Raw genomic sequence first — 16,860 nt, 5'->3', positions numbered from 1 at the left:
ACGAGGGCGCCCGGAGTGATCCGGGCGCCCTCGTCGTCGTGGAGGAGAAGTCAGCGGGCCTTGCCGCCGCCCTTCGGCAGCTTCATGCCCTTCGGCATCGGGCCCTTCGGCAACGGCATGTTGCTCATCAGGTCGCCCATCGCCCGCAGCCGGTCGTTGGTGGCGGTCACCTGGGGGCCGGTCAGCACGCGGGGCAGCTTCAGCATCGTGGTCCGCACCTTCTTCAGGGGGACCTGGCCCTCGCCCGTGCCGACGACGATGTCGTGCACCGGCACGTCCGCGACGATCCGGTTCATCTTCCGCTTCTCGGCGGCCAGCAGGCCCTTGACCCGGTTCGGGTTGCCCTCGGCGACCAGGACGATGCCGGCCTTGCCGACGGCCCGGTGCACCACGTCCTGGCTGCGGTTCATCGCCACCGCGGGGGTCGTCGTCCAGCCCCGGCCGATGTTGTCCAGTACGGCCGCGGCGGCACCCGGCTGTCCTTCCATCTGCCCGAACGCGGCCCGCTCGGCCCGGCGCCCGAACACGATCGCCGTCCCGAGGAAGGCGAGCAGGAAGCCCAGGATGCCGAGGTAGACCGGGTGGCCGATCAGGAAACCGATGGCGAGAAAGACGCCGAGGATGAGGAGGAAGACACCCGCGAGTACCAGGCCGATCTTCTTGTCGGCCTTGCGGGTCATCTTGTACGTCAGGGCGATCTGCTTCAGTCGCCCGGTGTTCGCGGCATCCGCCGCACTGTCACTTCTCGCCATGCCCAGAAGTCTACGTGGCGCCGAAGGAGCCGACGACGGCAGTGCCCGCCCCGTGAAGGGGAGGCCTCAGGAGCTGACGGTGAAGGTCTGGTCCAGGACGCGCTGCGCCTCGACCCGGTCCTTGGCGCGGCGGCGGTCCTCCAGGACGGAGGTCCAGGCGTTGCGGCGGGCGGTGCGCTGACCGCCGCTCAGGAGCACGGACTCGACGGCACGGAGTGCATCGGTGAACGACGGGATCGCGGTGGCGCGAACGGGCGCGGCCTGCATGATGAGGTCCCCCCTCGGGAGCGGCGGCTCTGGTGAATGGTGCACGGGCTGTACAGCCAGGGTCACTGAATGGTGTTACCAGGGCGTGACCGACCGGTCAAACGCCCATGAAGCCTCGGTGCTTCGCCCCGAAACGCAGTCGCGGCCCCGATCACCCCCCTATCTGCGGGGATGTCCGGGACCGCGTCAATCGGCCACTACCGAGCGGTAGTTGCTTGTGCTGGGATTCACACGTTTAGCGTGACACTCCGTGCCATCCGAGGGTGGTCACACGGCCTGCGAGGCGACGTACGCGCCACGCTTCTCGACGGCCATCTGGTAGAGCCGGCCCGCCCGGTAGGACGACCGGACCAGGGGTCCGGACATCACGCCGGAGAAGCCGATCTGCTCGGCCTCCTCCTTGAGCTCCACGAACTCCTGCGGCTTGACCCAGCGCTCCACGGGGTGGTGCCGCACCGACGGCCGCAGGTACTGGGTGATGGTGACGAGCTCGCAGCCGGCGTCGTGCAGCTGCTGGAGCGCTTCGCTGACCTCCTCGCGGGTCTCGCCCATGCCGAGGATCAGGTTGGACTTGGTCACCAGGCCGAAGTCGCGGGCGTCGGTGATGACCTTCAGGGAGCGCTCGTAGCGGAAGCCGGGACGGATGCGCTTGAAGATCCGCGGGACCGTCTCGACGTTGTGCGCGAAGACCTCGGGGCGGGACTCGAAGACCTGCTGGAGCAGCTCCGGCACGGCGTTGAAGTCGGGGGCCAGCAGCTCGACCTTGGTGCGGCCGGCCTCACGGGAGGACGTCTGCTCGTGGATCTGGCGGACCGTCTCGGCGTACAGCCAGGCGCCGCCGTCCTCCAGGTCGTCGCGGGCGACGCCGGTGATGGTGGCGTAGTTCAGGTCCATGGTGACCACGGACTCGCCGACGCGGCGCGGCTCGTCGCGGTCGAGCGCCTCGGGCTTGCCGGTGTCGATCTGGCAGAAGTCGCAGCGCCGGGTGCACTGGTCGCCGCCGATGAGGAAGGTCGCCTCGCGGTCCTCCCAGCACTCGTAGATGTTGGGACAGCCGGCTTCCTGGCACACCGTGTGCAGGCCCTCGCTCTTCACGAGCTTCTGCATGGCGGTGTACTCGGGACCCATTTTCGCCCGGGTCTTGATCCACTCGGGCTTGCGCTCGATGGGGGTCTGGGCGTTGCGGACCTCCAGGCGCAGCATCTTGCGTCCGTCGGGTGCGACTGCGGACACGACCGGCTCCCTAGCGTTGATTCTTCGGCGTGCTCAAGGGTACGCCCGTGGATTTGAAAGCCCACCGCCTGTCTCAGGCCGCAGGTGTCTTCTCGATCACCCTCGGCTTGAGGTCCGCGTTCTCCAGTACGTCCTTCAGGTGGCGCTCGACGACCGGCAGGACCTCGTCGATGGTCACGTCCCGGCCGAGCTCGGCCGCGAGGGAGGCGACGCCCGCGTCCCGGATGCCGCACGGGATGATCCGGTCGAACCACTTGTTGTCCGGGTTCACGTTGAGCGCGAAGCCGTGCATGGTGACGCCCTTGGCGACGCGGATGCCGATGGCCGCGATCTTGCGGTCCTCGCGGCGCTGGCCGGCGTTGGAGGGAGCGTACTCCGGGCCGTTCAGGCGCGGGTCGAACTCCTCGTCCGTGAGCCGGGGGTCGAAGTCGAGGGAGAGCCCGCCGAGGGAGGGGCGCTGTTCGACCGGGTCGCCGAGCACCCACACCCCGCTGCGGCCCTCGACCCGGGTGGTCTCCAGGCCGAACTCCGCGCAGGTGCGGATCAGGGCCTCCTCCAGGCGCCGTACGTGCGCCACCACGTCCACCGGGCGCGGAAGCTTCTGGATCGGGTAGCCCACCAGCTGGCCCGGTCCGTGCCAGGTGATCTTGCCGCCGCGGTCCACGTCGATGACGGGGGTGCCGTCGAGGGGGCGTTCGTTGTCCGCGGTGCGCCGGCCCGCCGTGTAGACGGGAGGGTGTTCGAGCAGCAGGACCGTGTCGGGGATCTCGTCCTCGAACCGCGCCGCGTGCACCCGGCGCTGCTCGTCCCAGGCCACCTGGTACTCGACCGCGTCCGCACCGAACCCCATGCGGACGAACCGCAACCCACTCACGGCAAGCGCCTCCCTAGAAGGTCGTAAGGCACGAAGGGTGCCTACGCCACTGTACGTCCGGCCCGCGGACGTCAGCCCTGGGGGCAATCCTCACACGATCGGATGAACGAACGTCGAAGTGTGCGACCGCCTGCTTACTCTCCGCTACATTCACGCCGTTCGCAGAGGCCATAAGGGCAGCTCACAGGCAATCCGGGCACCACGTGACCACGTGACGGCCCGAAAGGCAGGAGACCGCACCGCAGATGACGGAACGACCCGCGCAGCGCACTCCCAACCGACAGCTCGCCGCGCTCATCGCAGAAGCGGGGTTCTCCAACGCGGGTCTCGCCCGACGCGTGGACCAGCTCGGTCTCGAACACGGGCTGGATCTCAGATACGACAAGACCTCCGTGACCCGGTGGCTGCGCGGGCAGCAGCCCCGGGGCACCACGCCCGCCCTCATCGCCGAGGTCTTCACCCGCCGGCTCGGACGCCGGCTCTCCGCGCAGGACCTCGGCCTCGACGCCTGCGCACCCGTCTACGCGGGGCTGGAGTTCGCCGCAGGCCCCGAGGAGGCCGTCGACATCGTCAGCGGCCTGTGGCGCAAGGACTCCGGCAGCCACGCCGAGCTCCGCAAGATCGCCTTCACCCCGGCCGGACTGGTCGTGCCCAGCCGCGACTGGCTGATCGGCCGCCCCGACGACCGGGTCGCCCGGGGCGAACCGCCCCTCCGGGTCCCTCCCCAGGGGCGCCCGGTGGTGCCCCGGCAGCGCGGCCAGGCCGAGCGCGGGCCCGGCCAGAAGGTCACCGGGGGCGACATCGCCGCGCTCGCCTCGGTCGGGGACCTCTTCCGCACCCTCGACGACCAGTACGGCGGCGGCCACGCCCGGCAGGCCCTGGTCCGCTACCTGGAGCACGAGTGCGAGCCGATGCTGCGCGGCACGTACGGCGAGACGACGGGACGCCGGCTGTTCGCCGCGGCCGCCGACCTGACCCGCCTCGCCGGCTGGACGTCGTACGACATCGCGGCGCACGGGCTCGCCCAGCGGTACTTCGTGCAGGCGCTGCGGCTCGCCCAGGCGGCGGGGGACCGGGCGTACGGGGCGTACGTCCTGGTCACGATGAGCCGGCAGGCCGTGTATCTGGGGCACGGCCGGGAGGCGATCCAGCTCGCGCGGGTGGCCCAGCAGGGCGTCGGCACGAGTGCTCCGCCGGTGGTGCAGGCGCTGTTGCACTCCGCCGAGGCGCGGGGGCACGGGGTGCTGGGGGAGGTGCGGGCCTGCACGGCGTCGCTGGTCCGCGCGGAGCGGGCCCTGGAGGCGGCCCGCCCCGGCGACGAAGTCCCGCACTGGGCGCGGTTCTTCGACGAGGCGCAGCTCGCGGACGAGTTCGGGCACTGTCACCGCGATCTGCAGCAGTTCCGGGCGGCGGCTCAACACGCCGAGCGCTCGCTCCAGTTGCGGGCGCCCGCGTATGCGCGCAGTCGGCTGTTCTGCCGCGTGGTGCTGGCCTCCGCGAGGCTCGGGCTGGGGGAGTTGGACCAGGCGTGCTCGCTCGCCGCGGAGGCGGCCGGGCAGGCCGCGGAGATGCGGTCGGTGCGGGCGGTGGAGTACGTGCGGGACTTCGAGCGGCGGCTGGAGCCGTACAAGGATGCGGCGCCGGTGCGGAGTTATCGGGACAAGGTGTCTGCGCTTGGGTAAGGCCGCCTCGCCGTGACTCCGGTCCGTCGGATGCCGCGTACCGGCCCGTTGTGGCTTGTCGCGCCCACGCGGCGGAGCCGCAAATCGATACAGCCCCGCGCCCCTGAAGGGCGCGGGGGGTGGCCGTCAGGCTGCCTGGGCTGTTGGAGCCGGGTCTGCTCGGTGCAGGGAACCCGACGCGCCCAGGTCCTTCAGGATGGCCGTCGTCGCCCGGTGGGCCGAGTGCAGGGCGCCCTGGACCGTGCTGGTGTCGCGGTGGTCGCCGCAGACGTACAGGCCGGCCAGGAGGCGGACCGGGCGGCGCAGGTCGTGAGGGGCGGGCATGGCCGGGACCGCCTCCCGGGTGTGGTGGACGGCCAGCGTCTCCCAGCGGTGCGTCGACGTGCCGTAGAGGCGGGCCAGATGGGTGCGGACCGCGGTGTCCAGGTCCGATGGGGGCTCGCCCAGGACCGTCGAGGAGATCAGGGCCCGGCCGGCGGGGGACCGGCTGGGGTCGACCTCGCTCATCACCGCCGTGTGGGCCACCGGGCCGCCCCGGTCGGCGTCCAGCAGCAGTGCGGAGCCCGTGCGGGGCGGGTCGTCCGTCGTGTGGTGGACGACCGTCACCGGGTGGAAGTCCGGCACCCGCAGTCCCGGCAGCAGCCGCGCCGCGGCCCGCGCGTCCGTCGCCAGCAGCACCGCCCGGCACCGGATCTCGCCGTGCTCGGCCGTGGTCACCGAGGTGGTCGCGACGGACGTGACCCGCACCCCCGTGTGGACGGTCCCCGTCGGCAGCGTCTGCGCGAGCAGCTCGGGCAGGGTCTCCGCGCCCCCCTCCGGCACACACAGCCGTCCAGCCGCGAAGGACCGCAGCGCGAGGTCGGCGCACCGGCTGGACGTCGTGAGCGCGGGGTCGCACAACAGCGCGGCGAGCAGCGGGCGCAGGAAACCGTCGATGGTGCGCGCGGGCAGTCCCCGGGCCGCGAGCGCCTTTCCGGCGGGCAGTTCCGGGCGGGCGAGGAGGCGTTCGACGGGCACATGGGCGAGCCGGGTGAGCGCGGCGCCGAGCCGGGCCTGGTCGACGGCACCGCCCAGCGGGGCGGCGCCACGGGTGCTGCGCGGCACGCTCCCCTGGCCGGCACCGGGCAGCACCCGGAACGCGGCCCTTCGGGACGCCCCCACCAGCCCCGGCCCGGGCACGCCCCGGGGGGCGCTCGCCAGGGCGCGCACCGCGCGCAGTGCGCCCCTTGCGCTACGGGCGCCCGCCGGAGCGTCCACCCGGTGGTGGCGCCCGTCCCCGTGCAACAGGACCCCCGGCGCGAACGGGCGCAGTACGAGCCCGTCGAGGCCGGGGGTCAGGCGCAGTTCGGGATACGCCGTGGACAGCAGCTGTCCGATCCGGTCGAGCCGGAAGCCGTCCACCTTCTCGGTCGACATGCGGCCGCCCACACCGGGGGCGGCCTCCAACACCGCGACGGTCACTCCTTGGCTGGTCAGCCGATGCGCCGCGGAGAGCCCGGCAACCCCGGCTCCCACGATCACGACGTCCGCCTGGTACGCGGGCTCAAGCACGTGCCCCTCCTCGAGGTTGCGCGGCCGGTGGAGACGTCATGCCCCCAACAGGCTCCGGGGATACCCGAGTTCGGGTCGAGAGTAGGGCCGTGATCGGTCAGGAACAGTCGCGCATCGACAGAGCACGGTCGCACACAGGTCGCATCTCGTCACGGACGGCCACGGACGGCCACGGGCGGTCGGCGAAACCCTCACGCCGCTCGGATCGCCCCCTCGATGTCCGGGAACGCGAACGTGAACCCCGACTCCAGCAACCGCGCCGGCCGCACCCGCACGCTGCCGAGCACGTCCCCGGCCATCTCGCCGAGAACGGCCCGCAGGACCGGCTCGGGGACGGTGAAGAGCGTCGGCCGGTGCAGCACACGGCCCATGGCCTCGGTGATCTCACGGTTCGTCAGGGGCTCGGGGGCGGTCAAATTGAAGGGCCCGGACAGCCCGTCGGTCTCCAGCAGATGGCGGATCGCGGCCACCTCGTCGTGCAGCGCGATGAACGACCAGTACTGGCCCCCGTCGCCCATCCGCCCGCCGAGCCCCGCCTGGAACAGCGGGAACAGCTTGCCCCAGGCCCCGCCCCCGCGGGCCACCACCAGGCCGGTGCGGGTGAACGCGGTCCGGACACCGGCCTGGTGGGCCGGAGCGGCGGCCGCCTCCCACTCCACGCACAGCTCCGGCAGGAAGCCCTGACCGGCGGGCGAGTCCTCGTCGACGACACGGTCGCCGGTCTCGCCGTAGTAGCCCATGGCACTGCCGTTCACGAAGACCTTCGGCGGCTCGTCCAGGGAGGCGAGGGCCCGGGCGAGGGCGGCCGTGCCGTTCACCCGGCTGTCGTGGATCCGCTTCTTGTACGCCTCCGTCCAGCGCCGCGAACCCACCCCCGCCCCGGCGAGGTTGACCACGGCGTCGCACCCGGCGAGCCCGGCCGTGTCGACCCGCCCGGCCTCGGGGTCCCAGCGGACCTCACCGTCGTCCCGGGGCTGTCGGCGCACCAGACGCACCACCTCGTGCCCGTCCGCGGTCAGGGACCGCACCAGGGCCGAGCCGATCAGTCCGGACGCCCCGGCCACCGCGATTCTTGAAAGTTGCATGACCTCATCCTGCCTGGTGGGTGCGTAAGAGCGATGTCTGGTTCCGGTACCCCCGCCGTAGGCTGGCGCTCATGTCCCCGCTGTCCATACGCCTCGCCCTGCCCGACGACGAAGAGGAACTCGCCCGTCTCGACCGCGCCGAGTGGTCGTCCCTGCACGAGGTCCTGCCCGAGCAGCGGCCGCCCTACCGGCCGTTCTTCGACGAGCGTCACCTCCCCGACGACTGCCTGGTCGCCGAGGCCGACCGCCGCATCCTCGGGTTCATCCGTCTCGGTTTCCCGAACGGGCTGGAGGCGAACGCCCATGTGCGCCAGATCCAGGGGTTCGTCGTCAGCAGCGAGGCCCGCGGCCGCGGTGTCGGGCGGGCCCTGATCCGCGCGATCACCGAGGAGGCCCGCCGCCGGGGCGCCCGCCGCCTCACCCTGCGCGTCCTCGGCCACAACACGCCCGCCCGCCGGCTCTACGAGTCCGAGGGCTTCGCGGTCGAGGGGATCCTGCCCGAGGAGTGGCTGCTGGCGGGGGAGTACGTCGACGACGTGATCATGGGCCGCCGTCTCTGAGGACCTGGTCGGCCGCGGCGGTCGTACGGCGTCTGCGCACGACGAGGAAGAGCGCCACGGCCGCCACGAGCAGCGAGATCAGGAAGAACACGGGCACGAAAGCCTCCGGGGTGCCATGCGGGACCGTGGCCCCATCATCGGGGAGGCGGCCCCGCTACGACGTGACCAGCTCGCCCGTGTCCACCGGAGACGTGGCGTCCGCCGCCTTCTCGGCGTCGCCCGCGACCTCGTCCGCGGTCAGGACGTACCCCGTCTCGTCGTCGGAGGTGGAGCGGGCGAAGACCACGCCGTAGACCTTGCCGGAGGTGGTCAGCAGGGGGCCGCCGGAGTTCCCGGGACGGACCGTGGAGCGGATCGAGTAGATCTCTCGGGTGACGGTGGCGTCGCTGTAGATGTTCTGCCCGGTCGCCTTCACCCGGTTCGCCACGGTGGCCGCCTGGAGGTTCAGGTCGCCGTCCTGCGGATAGCCCGCGACCACCGCGGAGTCGCCCCGTGAGGCGCCGTCGTCGAAGCGGAGCACCGGCGCGCGCAGGTCCGGGACGTACAGCACGGCCACGTCCCGGTCCGGATCGAACAGCACCACCCGTGCCTCGTACGGCTGCCCGACCCCGCCGACCCGGACGCTGGGCTCGTCGATGCCGGCCACCACGTGGGCGTTGGTCATCACGTGCTGCGGCGCGTACACGAAGCCGCTGCCCTCGCGGCCCTGGGTGCCGGAGGCGCCCTCGATCTTGACGGTGCTGAGCTTGGCGGCGTTGGTGGCGGCGGCCGTGACGCTGTCGCCGGTGGGCCTCGCGACCTCGGCCGTCGACTCGTTCTCGAACGGGTTGAAGACCTGCGGGAAGCCCGCCTCGGTGAGCGCGGAGGTGGCCCGGGAGAACCAGGACGGCGTGGTCTCCGGCATGGTGTCCTGGACGGCGCCGAGCAGCGCGGAGTCCCGGATGGCGCCGGTGACCAGCGGGGACGAGGAGGCACCGAGCACGCTGGCGGCGACCCACGCGACGATCAGCACGGCCACGGAGTTGGCGGCGGCCCCGCCGACGCCGTCGGCGACCCGCAGCGGGCCCTGGTCCAGCTCCCTGCGCAGCCTGAGCGCCAGACGCCCCGCCAGCTCGTGCCCCACGGCGGCCGGGACCAGCACCGTGAGCACCGCGGTCACCGTCGCGGCCGTGCTCCCCGGCGTCACCAGGTCCATCATCCACGGCAGCACCCACACGCCCACGACCGCGCCGCCGACGAACCCGGCGAACGAGACACAGCCGGCCACCAGGCCGCGCCGGTAGCCGGAGGCCGCGTAGGCGGCGATCACCAGTAACAGCAGGATGTCGAGCACGTCCACGGAGCCGCCCTTCTCTCTCGGAACCTTCAGTACGCAGGCGAGGCGTCCGGTGATCAGCCGGCACACGCGCGGTGCACCTGGAAAAACGTCGCGGACCAGGACGATGGTTCCACCGGGTGGCACAGCACACATCGCGGGCGCGGCGGTTCCGTCCGACAGTGGGACCATGCGTGTCCGAAGAGCCCGGGGGATGCGAAGGCGGCGGCCGACCCGAATACGCCCAGCGAGCCTGACAGCCCGCACCCTGCTCAACCACCTACGCCCTGCTCCCGAGGCGGAGGCTCGCGGCGGGCCTGCGGGGGCCCCGAGTGGGTCTGCCCGGCCTGCGGCAGCTGCCGAGGCGGAGCCCGCCGGCGGGTCCGGTACGTGGGCCGGAGGCGCCGAACGTCTCAGCTCAGGGTCGCTTGATGCCACGGCCGGGGTGGGGACGTCTTCCGGTTCCGCGGCCCCCCCCCACCCCACAGCCCCCACCCCCTCGGCTCCGGCCACCTCTGCGGTCGCCGCCGACGGCGGCAAGCCCCCACAAGGGCCACCCGCACCCGACCACGAGACCCGCACGGGTGGTGCGGGTGGGAACACCCCTGCCGGAGGCGAAGCCGAGGCCGCAGACCCCGGACCCCCCGCCCGGACGCCACGACGTCTGCCGCGAGCTGTGTTCCTTCTGCTGGCGTGCCTGCCCGCGTTGGCGGTCGTGGTCGCCCTGGTGCTGTGTGTCAGAGGGATCGAGCGGGCGGTCGACGGCAGGGTGGCCGGGGCCGCAGCCATGGTGCGGCAGGGCAGCGTGTCCGCAAGGGCCGCGAAACCGCACATCGTGCCGAGATCGGCGTGGGCCGGCGTCGGCGAGGCGAGCGCCGCCGTACGCAACCCGCCGCCCCCGCGCTACGACGACAAGGTGATCGCGGTCTTCGTGCACCACACCGACTCGCCCAACGACTACGACTGCGCCGAAGCGCCCCGCATCATCCGCTACCTCGCCGCAGGCCAGACCGGCGCCCGGGACTGGGACGACATCGGCTACAACTTCCTCGTCGACCGCTGCGGCACCATCTACGAGGGCCGTGCGGGCGGCGTCGGCCGCCCCGTCACCGGCGCCCACACCTTCGGCTTCAACCACCGCACGGCCGGCATCGCCGCCCTCGGCACCTTCACCGCGGGCGTCCCCGTACCCCGGGCCATGACCGACGCCATCGCCGCCCTGGCCGCCTGGAAACTCGGTCTCGCCGGCGTCGACCCGCGCGGCACCGCCCGTCTCACCTCCAGCAACAGCCTCAGCCGCTACCCCGCCGGCACCACCGCCACGCTGCCCGCCCTCGCGGCCCACGGCGACGCCTACATGACGACCTGCCCCGGCGCCGCCCTGAAGGCCCTGCTGCCGCAGATCAGGCAGAAGGCGGCCCACCTCCAGGGCCGTACATGACCGGACGGGCCCCCGGCCGCGTCGCGTCACCTGCGCCCGAGATACACCCCCAACGCCCGCTGCAACACCCGCCCCTGGAGCCCCACCGGCCGTTCCCACTCGCCGAGGTACTCCACGACCCGGCCCCCCGCCCCCGTCTTGAAGTGCAGCCGGCCCAGCAACCGGTCCTCGGTGAGGGAGGGCGTCACGGAACGCAGGTCGTACGTCGCGGCCCCGGCCGCCCGCGCGTCGCACAGCATCCGCCACAGCAGCGCGCTGCTGGGCCGCACCTCCCGCCCCCGGCGACCGGAGGCGGCGTAGGAGTGCCAGACACGGGAACCGACGTTGATCATCAGCGCGGCGGAGAGGACCTCGCCGTCGTACTCGGCGAGATACAGCCGCAACCGGTCGGAGTCCTCGGCGTTCAGCGCCTCCCACATGCGCCGGAAGTAGACCGGCGGGCGGGCCCGGAAGCCGTCGCGGGCGGCGGTCGCCGCGTAGAGGCGGTAGAAGTCGGGCAGATCGGCGGCCGTCCCCCAGGAGACCCGCACGCCGGCCGCCTCGGCCGTGCGCAGGGACTGCTCGAAGTGCGGGGCGAGAGCCCCGCGCAGTTCGTCCACCGAGCGGCCCGCCAGCGGGATGTGACAGCCGTACCGCGGCTGCCCGGGGCCGAAGCCGCTGTCCTCGTCCGCCGCGCACCGCCGCCACCCGAGCCCGCGCAGCCTTTCGGCGGCGTCCAGCGCGAACCCGTCCACGCCGGCCGCGGGCAGCTCGCGCACATGGCCTACGCCGGGGTCGGCGATGCCCGCCGTCACCGTCCCGGCGTCCCAGTGCCGGACGACGACGGGCGGCCCGATCCGCACCGAGAACGCCCCGCGCTTCTCCAGGTGTGCGACCAGGGGGTCCAGCAGGCGCTCCGGGCGCGGGGACAGCCAGTCGATCGTGGGCCCGTCCGGGAGGTAGGCGAGACAGCGCCGGGTGCCCGGCAGCGGCCGGTACAGGACCAGAGCAGCCGCGATCCTCGCCTCGCCCTCGAACCAGCCGACGCTCTCCGCGAGCCAGTCGGGCTTCACCTCGGCCCACTCGGGGATCTGCAGATGGCTCGCGTCGGGGTGCAGCCGCAGGTGGGCGAGATGGTCCTCGCGCGTGATCTCGCGCACATACGGGCTGGTCATGGGCGGGGTGCTCCTGTCCGGGGCGGCCACGGTACGCCGGGGGTTACTGCGGGGGTCAAGAGCCGGAGACCTCACAGGTTTCTCGCAGGCGGCTCAAGGACCCCACCGAAACAGCCGCCCTATCGTCATGCACACGCACTGACCGGAGGTGGGGAAGAAATGAACAGCAGCCACACGGACACCACGGAGAAGACCGGCGGCTGGGCCCGGACCGCCCGCGGCCCCTGGGCGGTCGTCTGCACCGTCGCGGCCGTCGTGCTCGGCCCGGCCGCCGTCACCGCGTCCGCGCTCGACCAGGCCAACGCGGCCCCGATGCACCACACGGTGAGGGCCGACCAGACGCAGGCGTACATCCCGACGGACACCACCCGGCGCCGGACCACGGCGGCGGCCTGAGAAGGGGAAGCGGCCCGGGAGCTGTCCGAGACAGGGAGCTGTCCGAGACGGGGAGCGGACTGACGGGGGCTCAGCCCCTGAACCGCTCCCACAGTTTGGGATACCGCTCCGCCAGCACCCGGTCGCTCTCCAGGTCGACCGGCGCGCCGAGCGGCTCGGAGGGCGCGGGCGGGATGCCCAGGTCGGGAGCGACGGTACCGGTGAGCTGCTCGTAGGCCTCGTCGGCCGCGTAGCCCAGTTCCTCGCCGTCGCCGTCGATCTCCTCGTCGAAGTCGGCCAGCAGGTCGGCGAGCGAGTCGGGATCGTGCACCGCGCCCTCGTACACCTCGCGGCCCTGGCCGATCAGCCAGCACCGGAAGAAGTCGAAGGCGTCGTCGCTCGCCCCGTCCAGCAGGATCCAGGCGGCGCCCCACAGGTCCCACGTGTACGCCCGGTTGAAGCGGGCCTCGAAGTGACGGGCGAAGTCGAGGACCATCTCCGGGTCCAGCGCCAGCAGCCGGTCCACGAGCAGGTCGGCCTGTTCCTCGGGGTCGCCGTCGGCGGCCTCACGGGTGGCGTCCACCAGCTCCCAGAACTCCGTCTCGTCCATCACGGGTCCAGCATCGGGCCTGGACGGGTGGGGCGCACGTGGAGTGCGGCGGATTGTTATGTCCCGTACAGGCGGCCCAGCCGTCTCGCGTCCTCGGTGAAACGCGCCCGCAGACTCTCCGGAGCCAGCACCTCCACCTCGGGACCGAGCCCCGCCAGCTGCGCATGGGCGACCTGCTCGGACTCCACGGGGAGCGTCACGGTCAGCCAGCCGTCCTCGTGCACCGCTCCGGCCGCCGCCAGCGCCTCCCGCGCGGACACCGGATCGACGACGTACGGAAGGCGCCGCACCCCGTCCCCGGACAGCCGTACGACCACCTCGGCGTGCAGGATGGAACGCGCGAACCGCTCGGCCTGCTCCGCCCAGAACCCGGGCAGGTCGAACTCCTCGTCTCGCTCGAAGCGCGCCTCGCCCGCCGTCACCACCGTGAAGCGGTCGATCCGGTACACCCGGAAGGAACCCTTGTCGGGCACACGGGCGCACAGGTACCAGACGCCCGCCTTGAGCACGAGCCCGTACGGCTCCAGCTCCCGCTCCACCTCTCCCTCCCGGCCGCGGTAGCGCACGGCGACCCGTCTGTCGTCCCACACCGCGTCGGCAACGGCGGGCAGCAGGTCGGGCGCCTTCGGTTCGGTGAACCAGTTCGGCGCGTCCAGGTGGAAGCGCTGGGCCGCGGTACGGGAGGCGTCCCGCAGGGAGGGCAGCAGGGCCGCCGAGACCTTCAGCCGGGCGGCGGAGGCGGCGTCCTCCAGCCCCATCTCACGCAGCGCCCCCGGCACCCCGGACAGGAACAGCGCCTCGGCCTCACCACGGGCCAGCCCGGTCAACCGGGTCCGGTACCCGCCGATCAGCCGGTACCCGCCGGCCCGCCCCCGGTCCGCGTACACCGGGACCCCCGCCTCCGACAGCGCCTGCGCGTCCCGGGTCACCGTCCGCTCCGACACCTCCAGCTCCCGCGCCAGCTCGGCGGCGGTCATGGAGGGCCGGGACTGGAGCAGGAGCACCATCTTGATGAGCCGGGCAGCACGCATACGGCCATGATGCCGGGGCCCACTGACAGCGAAGGGGCACGGCAGCCGCCGTACCCCTTCACCGCGAGCGTCGAAGCTCAGACCCTCACAGTCCGTACTTCTCCCGCGCTTCCTTCACGGCCGTCGCCTTGACCTCGCCGCGGCGGGCCAGCTGGGCCAGGGCCGCGACCACGACCGACTCGGCGTCGACGCCGAAGTGGCGGCGGGCGCCCTCGCGGGTGTCGGAGAGGCCGAAGCCGTCCGCGCCCAGCGAGGACCAGTCCTGCTCGACCCACTGCGCGATCTGGTCGGGAACCTGGCGCATGTAGTCGGAGACGGCGAGCACCGGGCCCTCGGCACCGTGCAGCGCCTGGCGGACGTAGGGGACCCGCTCCTCGCCGCGCAGCAGGCCGGCGTCGGCCTCCAGCGCGTCACGGCGCAGCTCCGTCCAGGACGTCGCGGACCACACGTCGGCGGCCACGCCCCACTCCTCGGCCAGCATCTGCTGCGCCTTCAGCACCCAGTGGATCGCCGTGCCGGAGCCCAGGAGCTGGATGCGGGGGGCGTTCGCGACCGGGGACAGGCCCGCGGACTCCGCCGTGTTGAAGCGGTACAGGCCCTTGACGATGCCCTCGTCGACACCGAGTCCGGACGGCTTGGCGGGCTGCGGCAGCGGCTCGTTGTAGACCGTCAGGTAGTAGAAGACGTTCTGGTCCTCGCCGGGCGCCGCCTCGCCGTACATGCGGCGGATGCCGTCGCGCACGATCGTGGCGACCTCGTAGGCGAACGCCGGGTCGTACGTCAGCGCGGCCGGGTTCGTCGCCGCGATGACCGGGGAGTGACCGTCGGCGTGCTGGAGGCCCTCGCCCGTCAGCGTGGTACGGCCCGCCGTGGCGCCGACGAGGAAGCCGCGGCCGAGCTGGTCGCCGAGCTGCCACATCTGGTCGGCGGTGCGCTGCCAGCCGAACATCGAGTAGAAGATGTAGAACGGGATCATCGCCTCGCCGTGCGTCGCGTACGACGTCGAAGCGGCGATGAAGTCGGCCATCGAACCGGCCTCGGTGATCCCCTCGTTGAGGATCTGGCCGTTCTGGGCCTCCTTGTAGTACATGAGCTGGTCGCGGTCGACCGGCTCGTACGTCTGGCCCTTGGGCGAGTAGATGCCCAGCGACGGGAAGAGGCTCTCCATGCCGAAGGTGCGCGCCTCGTCGGGGACGATCGGCACCCAGCGCTTACCCGTCTCCTTGTCGCGCACCAGGTCCTTGATCAGGCGGACGAAGGCCATGGTGGTCGCGACGTTCTGGGAGCCGGAGCCCTTGTCGAAGGAGGCGAACGCCTTCTCCGCGGGGGCCGGCAGCGGGGCCACCGGGTGGACGCGGCGGGCCGGGGCCGGGCCGCCGAGGGCCGCGCGGCGCTCCTGGAGGTAGCGGACCTCGGGGGAGTCGGCGCCGGGGTGGCCGTAGGGGACGACACCGTCGACGAAGTCGCTGTCCTTGATGGGCAGTTCAAGAAGATCACGCATGGTCTTGAACTCGTCCACCGACAGCTTCTTCATCTGGTGGTTGGCGTTCTTCGACGCGAAGCCCTCGCCGAGCGTGTGGCCCTTGACCGTCTGGGCCAGGATCACGGTCGGCGCGCCCTTGAACTCGACGGCGGCCTTGTAGGCGGCGTACACCTTGCGGGCCTCGTGGCCACCGCGGGAGAGGTGGAAGCACTCCAGGATCTTGTCGTCGGACAGCAGTTTCGCCATCTCGACGAGCGCCGGGTCCTTGCCGAAGAAGTCCTGGCGGATGTAGGCGGCGTCGCGCGTCTGGTACGTCTGCACCTGCGCGTCCGGTACCTCGCGGAGCCGTCGTACCAGTGCGCCCGTGGTGTCGAGCTGGAAGAGCTCGTCCCAGGCGTTGCCCCACAGCGACTTGACCACGTTCCAGCCGGCGCCGCGGAACTGGGCCTCCAGCTCCTGCACGATCTTGAAGTTCGCGCGGACCGGGCCGTCGAGGCGCTGGAGGTTGCAGTTGATGACGAAGGTCAGGTTGTCCAGACCCTCGCGGGAGGCGAGCGCGAGTGCCGCGGTCGACTCCGGCTCGTCCATCTCGCCGTCGCCGAGGAAGGCCCAGACGTGGGACTCGGAGACGTCCTTGATGCCGCGGGCCGTCAGGTAGCGGTTGAAGCGCGCCTGGTAGATCGCGGAGAGCGGGCCGAGACCCATGGAGACCGTCGGGAACTCCCACAGCCAGGGCAGGCGGCGGGGGTGCGGGTACGACGGGAGGCCGTTGCCGCCCGACTCACGGCGGAAGTTGTCCAGGTGGGACTCGTCCAGCCGGCCGTCGAGGAAGGCGCGGGCGTAGATGCCGGGGGAGGCGTGGCCCTGGATGTAGAGCTGGTCGCCGGACCCGTCGGCCTCCTTGCCCTTGAAGAAGTGGTTGAAGCCGGTCTCGTAGAGCCAGGCCGCGGAGGCGAAGGTGGCGATGTGGCCGCCGACGCCGTACTTGGAGCCGCGGGTGACCATCGCGGCCGCGTTCCAGCGGTTCCACGCGGTGATCTTCCGCTCCATCTCCTCGTCACCGGGCACGGACGGCTCGGCGGCGGTGGGGATGGTGTTGACGTAGTCCGTTTCGAGGAGCTTCGGCAGCGCGATGCCGTTGCCCTCCGCCCTCTCCAGCGTGCGGCGCATCAGGTACGCGGCACGGTGCGGGCCGGCCGCCTTGGCGACCGCGTCCAGGGAGGCCTGCCATTCGGCGGTCTCCTCGGGGTCCCGGTCGGGGAGCTGGTCGAGCTCACTCGGCTGGATGGCGTTGGGGTCGGTCATGTCGCCGCCTTCCTCAGTCGAAGGGGGTTCCCTCATCGGTAAGGGTTCGGGGGTGCCCTTTGTCTTTGGCAGGACAGGGCGGAGGGCCCCGGTAAGGGCCCGTCGGCGACTCTAACTCGCTGATCGATGATCGATCAAAGGG

15 protein-coding genes are annotated in these 16,860 nt (G+C 72.3%); 4 read left to right on the top strand and 11 right to left on the bottom strand.

The genetic code is table 11. From position 1 onward, the window contains the following. Nucleotides 1-50 precede the first annotated feature (50 nt). From M2163_RS17095 to lipB, 4 genes are all read right to left on the bottom strand, one after another. Nucleotides 51-752, bottom strand: coding sequence for a DUF4191 domain-containing protein (locus M2163_RS17095; protein ID WP_280851920.1), 702 nt, complete (start codon nt 750-752; stop codon nt 51-53). A gap of 66 nt (nt 753-818) precedes the next feature. Then, nucleotides 819-1,019 (bottom strand): hypothetical protein, encoded by a 201-nt coding sequence (locus M2163_RS17090; RefSeq protein ID WP_280851921.1) that lies wholly within the window; start codon nt 1,017-1,019, stop codon nt 819-821. A gap of 267 nt (nt 1,020-1,286) precedes the next feature. Further along, a complete protein-coding gene (gene lipA, locus M2163_RS17085; protein WP_280851922.1) occupies nt 1,287-2,252 on the bottom strand; it encodes a lipoyl synthase in 966 nt (321 codons plus the stop codon). 73 nt (nt 2,253-2,325) lie between these two features. Continuing rightward, entirely contained in the window at nt 2,326-3,126 is an 801-nt protein-coding gene (lipB, locus tag M2163_RS17080; RefSeq protein ID WP_280894361.1) for a lipoyl(octanoyl) transferase LipB, read from the bottom strand. Nucleotides 3,127-3,371: 245 nt separating this feature from the next. Here lipB and M2163_RS17075 point away from each other — a divergent pair, with 245 nt between their 5' ends. After that, nucleotides 3,372-4,808 (top strand): regulator, encoded by a 1,437-nt coding sequence (locus M2163_RS17075; protein WP_280894360.1) that lies wholly within the window; start codon nt 3,372-3,374, stop codon nt 4,806-4,808. 126 nt (nt 4,809-4,934) lie between these two features. On the opposite strand, the gene M2163_RS17070 is transcribed toward M2163_RS17075, so the two are convergent. Together M2163_RS17070 and M2163_RS17065 are read right to left on the bottom strand one after the other, a co-directional pair. After that, the gene (locus tag M2163_RS17070; RefSeq protein WP_280894359.1) at nt 4,935-6,359 is read right to left on the bottom strand and encodes an NAD(P)/FAD-dependent oxidoreductase; all 1,425 of its coding nucleotides are present in this window, start codon (nt 6,357-6,359) and stop codon (nt 4,935-4,937) included. 191 nt (nt 6,360-6,550) lie between these two features. After that, nucleotides 6,551-7,444, bottom strand: coding sequence for a TIGR01777 family oxidoreductase (locus M2163_RS17065; protein ID WP_280851926.1), 894 nt, complete (start codon nt 7,442-7,444; stop codon nt 6,551-6,553). 71 nt (nt 7,445-7,515) lie between these two features. On the opposite strand from M2163_RS17065, the gene M2163_RS17060 reads away from it, so the two are divergent. Next, nucleotides 7,516-8,004 carry a GNAT family N-acetyltransferase gene (locus M2163_RS17060; RefSeq protein WP_280851927.1) on the top strand — a complete coding sequence of 163 codons (489 nt, stop codon included), beginning with the start codon at nt 7,516-7,518 and terminating at the stop codon, nt 8,002-8,004. A 154-nt stretch (nt 8,005-8,158) separates the two neighbouring features. Here the strand turns inward: M2163_RS17060 and M2163_RS17055 are convergent, their stop codons facing one another. Continuing rightward, the gene (locus M2163_RS17055; RefSeq protein WP_280854220.1) at nt 8,159-9,343 is read right to left on the bottom strand and encodes a MarP family serine protease; all 1,185 of its coding nucleotides are present in this window, start codon (nt 9,341-9,343) and stop codon (nt 8,159-8,161) included. Between the two features lie 652 nt (nt 9,344-9,995). Between M2163_RS17055 and M2163_RS17050 the strand changes: the two genes are divergently transcribed. After that, nucleotides 9,996-10,760: a peptidoglycan recognition protein gene (locus tag M2163_RS17050; protein WP_280851928.1), complete on the top strand. Its 765-nt coding sequence runs from the start codon at nt 9,996-9,998 to the stop codon at nt 10,758-10,760. 26 nt (nt 10,761-10,786) lie between these two features. Here M2163_RS17050 and M2163_RS17045 read toward each other — a convergent pair whose 3' ends face one another. After that, nucleotides 10,787-11,914: a peptidoglycan bridge formation glycyltransferase FemA/FemB family protein gene (locus tag M2163_RS17045; protein ID WP_280851929.1), complete on the bottom strand. Its 1,128-nt coding sequence runs from the start codon at nt 11,912-11,914 to the stop codon at nt 10,787-10,789. 159 nt (nt 11,915-12,073) lie between these two features. Between M2163_RS17045 and M2163_RS17040 the strand changes: the two genes are divergently transcribed. Continuing rightward, nucleotides 12,074-12,310, top strand: coding sequence for a hypothetical protein (locus tag M2163_RS17040; protein ID WP_280851930.1), 237 nt, complete (start codon nt 12,074-12,076; stop codon nt 12,308-12,310). A 70-nt stretch (nt 12,311-12,380) separates the two neighbouring features. On the opposite strand, the gene M2163_RS17035 is transcribed toward M2163_RS17040, so the two are convergent. The 3 genes from M2163_RS17035 to aceE all read right to left on the bottom strand — a co-directional run bounded on the left by M2163_RS17035 (nt 12,381) and on the right by aceE (nt 16,718). Then, nucleotides 12,381-12,899: a DUF4240 domain-containing protein gene (locus tag M2163_RS17035; RefSeq protein WP_280897271.1), complete on the bottom strand. Its 519-nt coding sequence runs from the start codon at nt 12,897-12,899 to the stop codon at nt 12,381-12,383. A gap of 56 nt (nt 12,900-12,955) precedes the next feature. Continuing rightward, nucleotides 12,956-13,930, bottom strand: a complete 975-nt coding sequence (locus tag M2163_RS17030) for a YafY family protein (protein ID WP_280894358.1) — start codon at nt 13,928-13,930, stop codon at nt 12,956-12,958. An 85-nt stretch (nt 13,931-14,015) separates the two neighbouring features. Beyond that, a complete protein-coding gene (gene aceE / locus M2163_RS17025; protein WP_280894357.1) occupies nt 14,016-16,718 on the bottom strand; it encodes a pyruvate dehydrogenase (acetyl-transferring), homodimeric type in 2,703 nt (900 codons plus the stop codon). Nucleotides 16,719-16,860: the final 142 nt, after the last annotated feature.

The organism is Streptomyces sp. SAI-135 (assembly GCF_029893805.1).
Lineage (GTDB): Bacteria > Actinomycetota > Actinomycetes > Streptomycetales > Streptomycetaceae > Streptomyces.
This window is presented reverse-complemented; position numbering and strand designations above follow the sequence as displayed.

Excerpts from the sequence above, each read along its gene's own strand:
- M2163_RS17095 (WP_280851920.1), bottom strand. The coding sequence starts at position 752 with ATGGCGAGAAGTGACAGTGCGGCGGATGCCGCGAACACCGGGCGACTG.
- M2163_RS17090 (WP_280851921.1), bottom strand. The coding sequence starts at position 1,019 with ATGCAGGCCGCGCCCGTTCGCGCCACCGCGATCCCGTCGTTCACCGAT.
- M2163_RS17075 (WP_280894360.1), top strand. The coding sequence starts at position 3,372 with ATGACGGAACGACCCGCGCAGCGCACTCCCAACCGACAGCTCGCCGCG.
- M2163_RS17065 (WP_280851926.1), bottom strand. The coding sequence starts at position 7,444 with ATGCAACTTTCAAGAATCGCGGTGGCCGGGGCGTCCGGACTGATCGGC.
- M2163_RS17060 (WP_280851927.1), top strand. The coding sequence starts at position 7,516 with ATGTCCCCGCTGTCCATACGCCTCGCCCTGCCCGACGACGAAGAGGAA.
- M2163_RS17045 (WP_280851929.1), bottom strand. The coding sequence starts at position 11,914 with ATGACCAGCCCGTATGTGCGCGAGATCACGCGCGAGGACCATCTCGCC.
- M2163_RS17040 (WP_280851930.1), top strand. The coding sequence starts at position 12,074 with ATGAACAGCAGCCACACGGACACCACGGAGAAGACCGGCGGCTGGGCC.
- M2163_RS17035 (WP_280897271.1), bottom strand. The coding sequence starts at position 12,899 with ATGGACGAGACGGAGTTCTGGGAGCTGGTGGACGCCACCCGTGAGGCC.
- M2163_RS17030 (WP_280894358.1), bottom strand. The coding sequence starts at position 13,930 with ATGCGTGCTGCCCGGCTCATCAAGATGGTGCTCCTGCTCCAGTCCCGG.
- aceE (WP_280894357.1), bottom strand. The coding sequence starts at position 16,718 with ATGACCGACCCCAACGCCATCCAGCCGAGTGAGCTCGACCAGCTCCCC.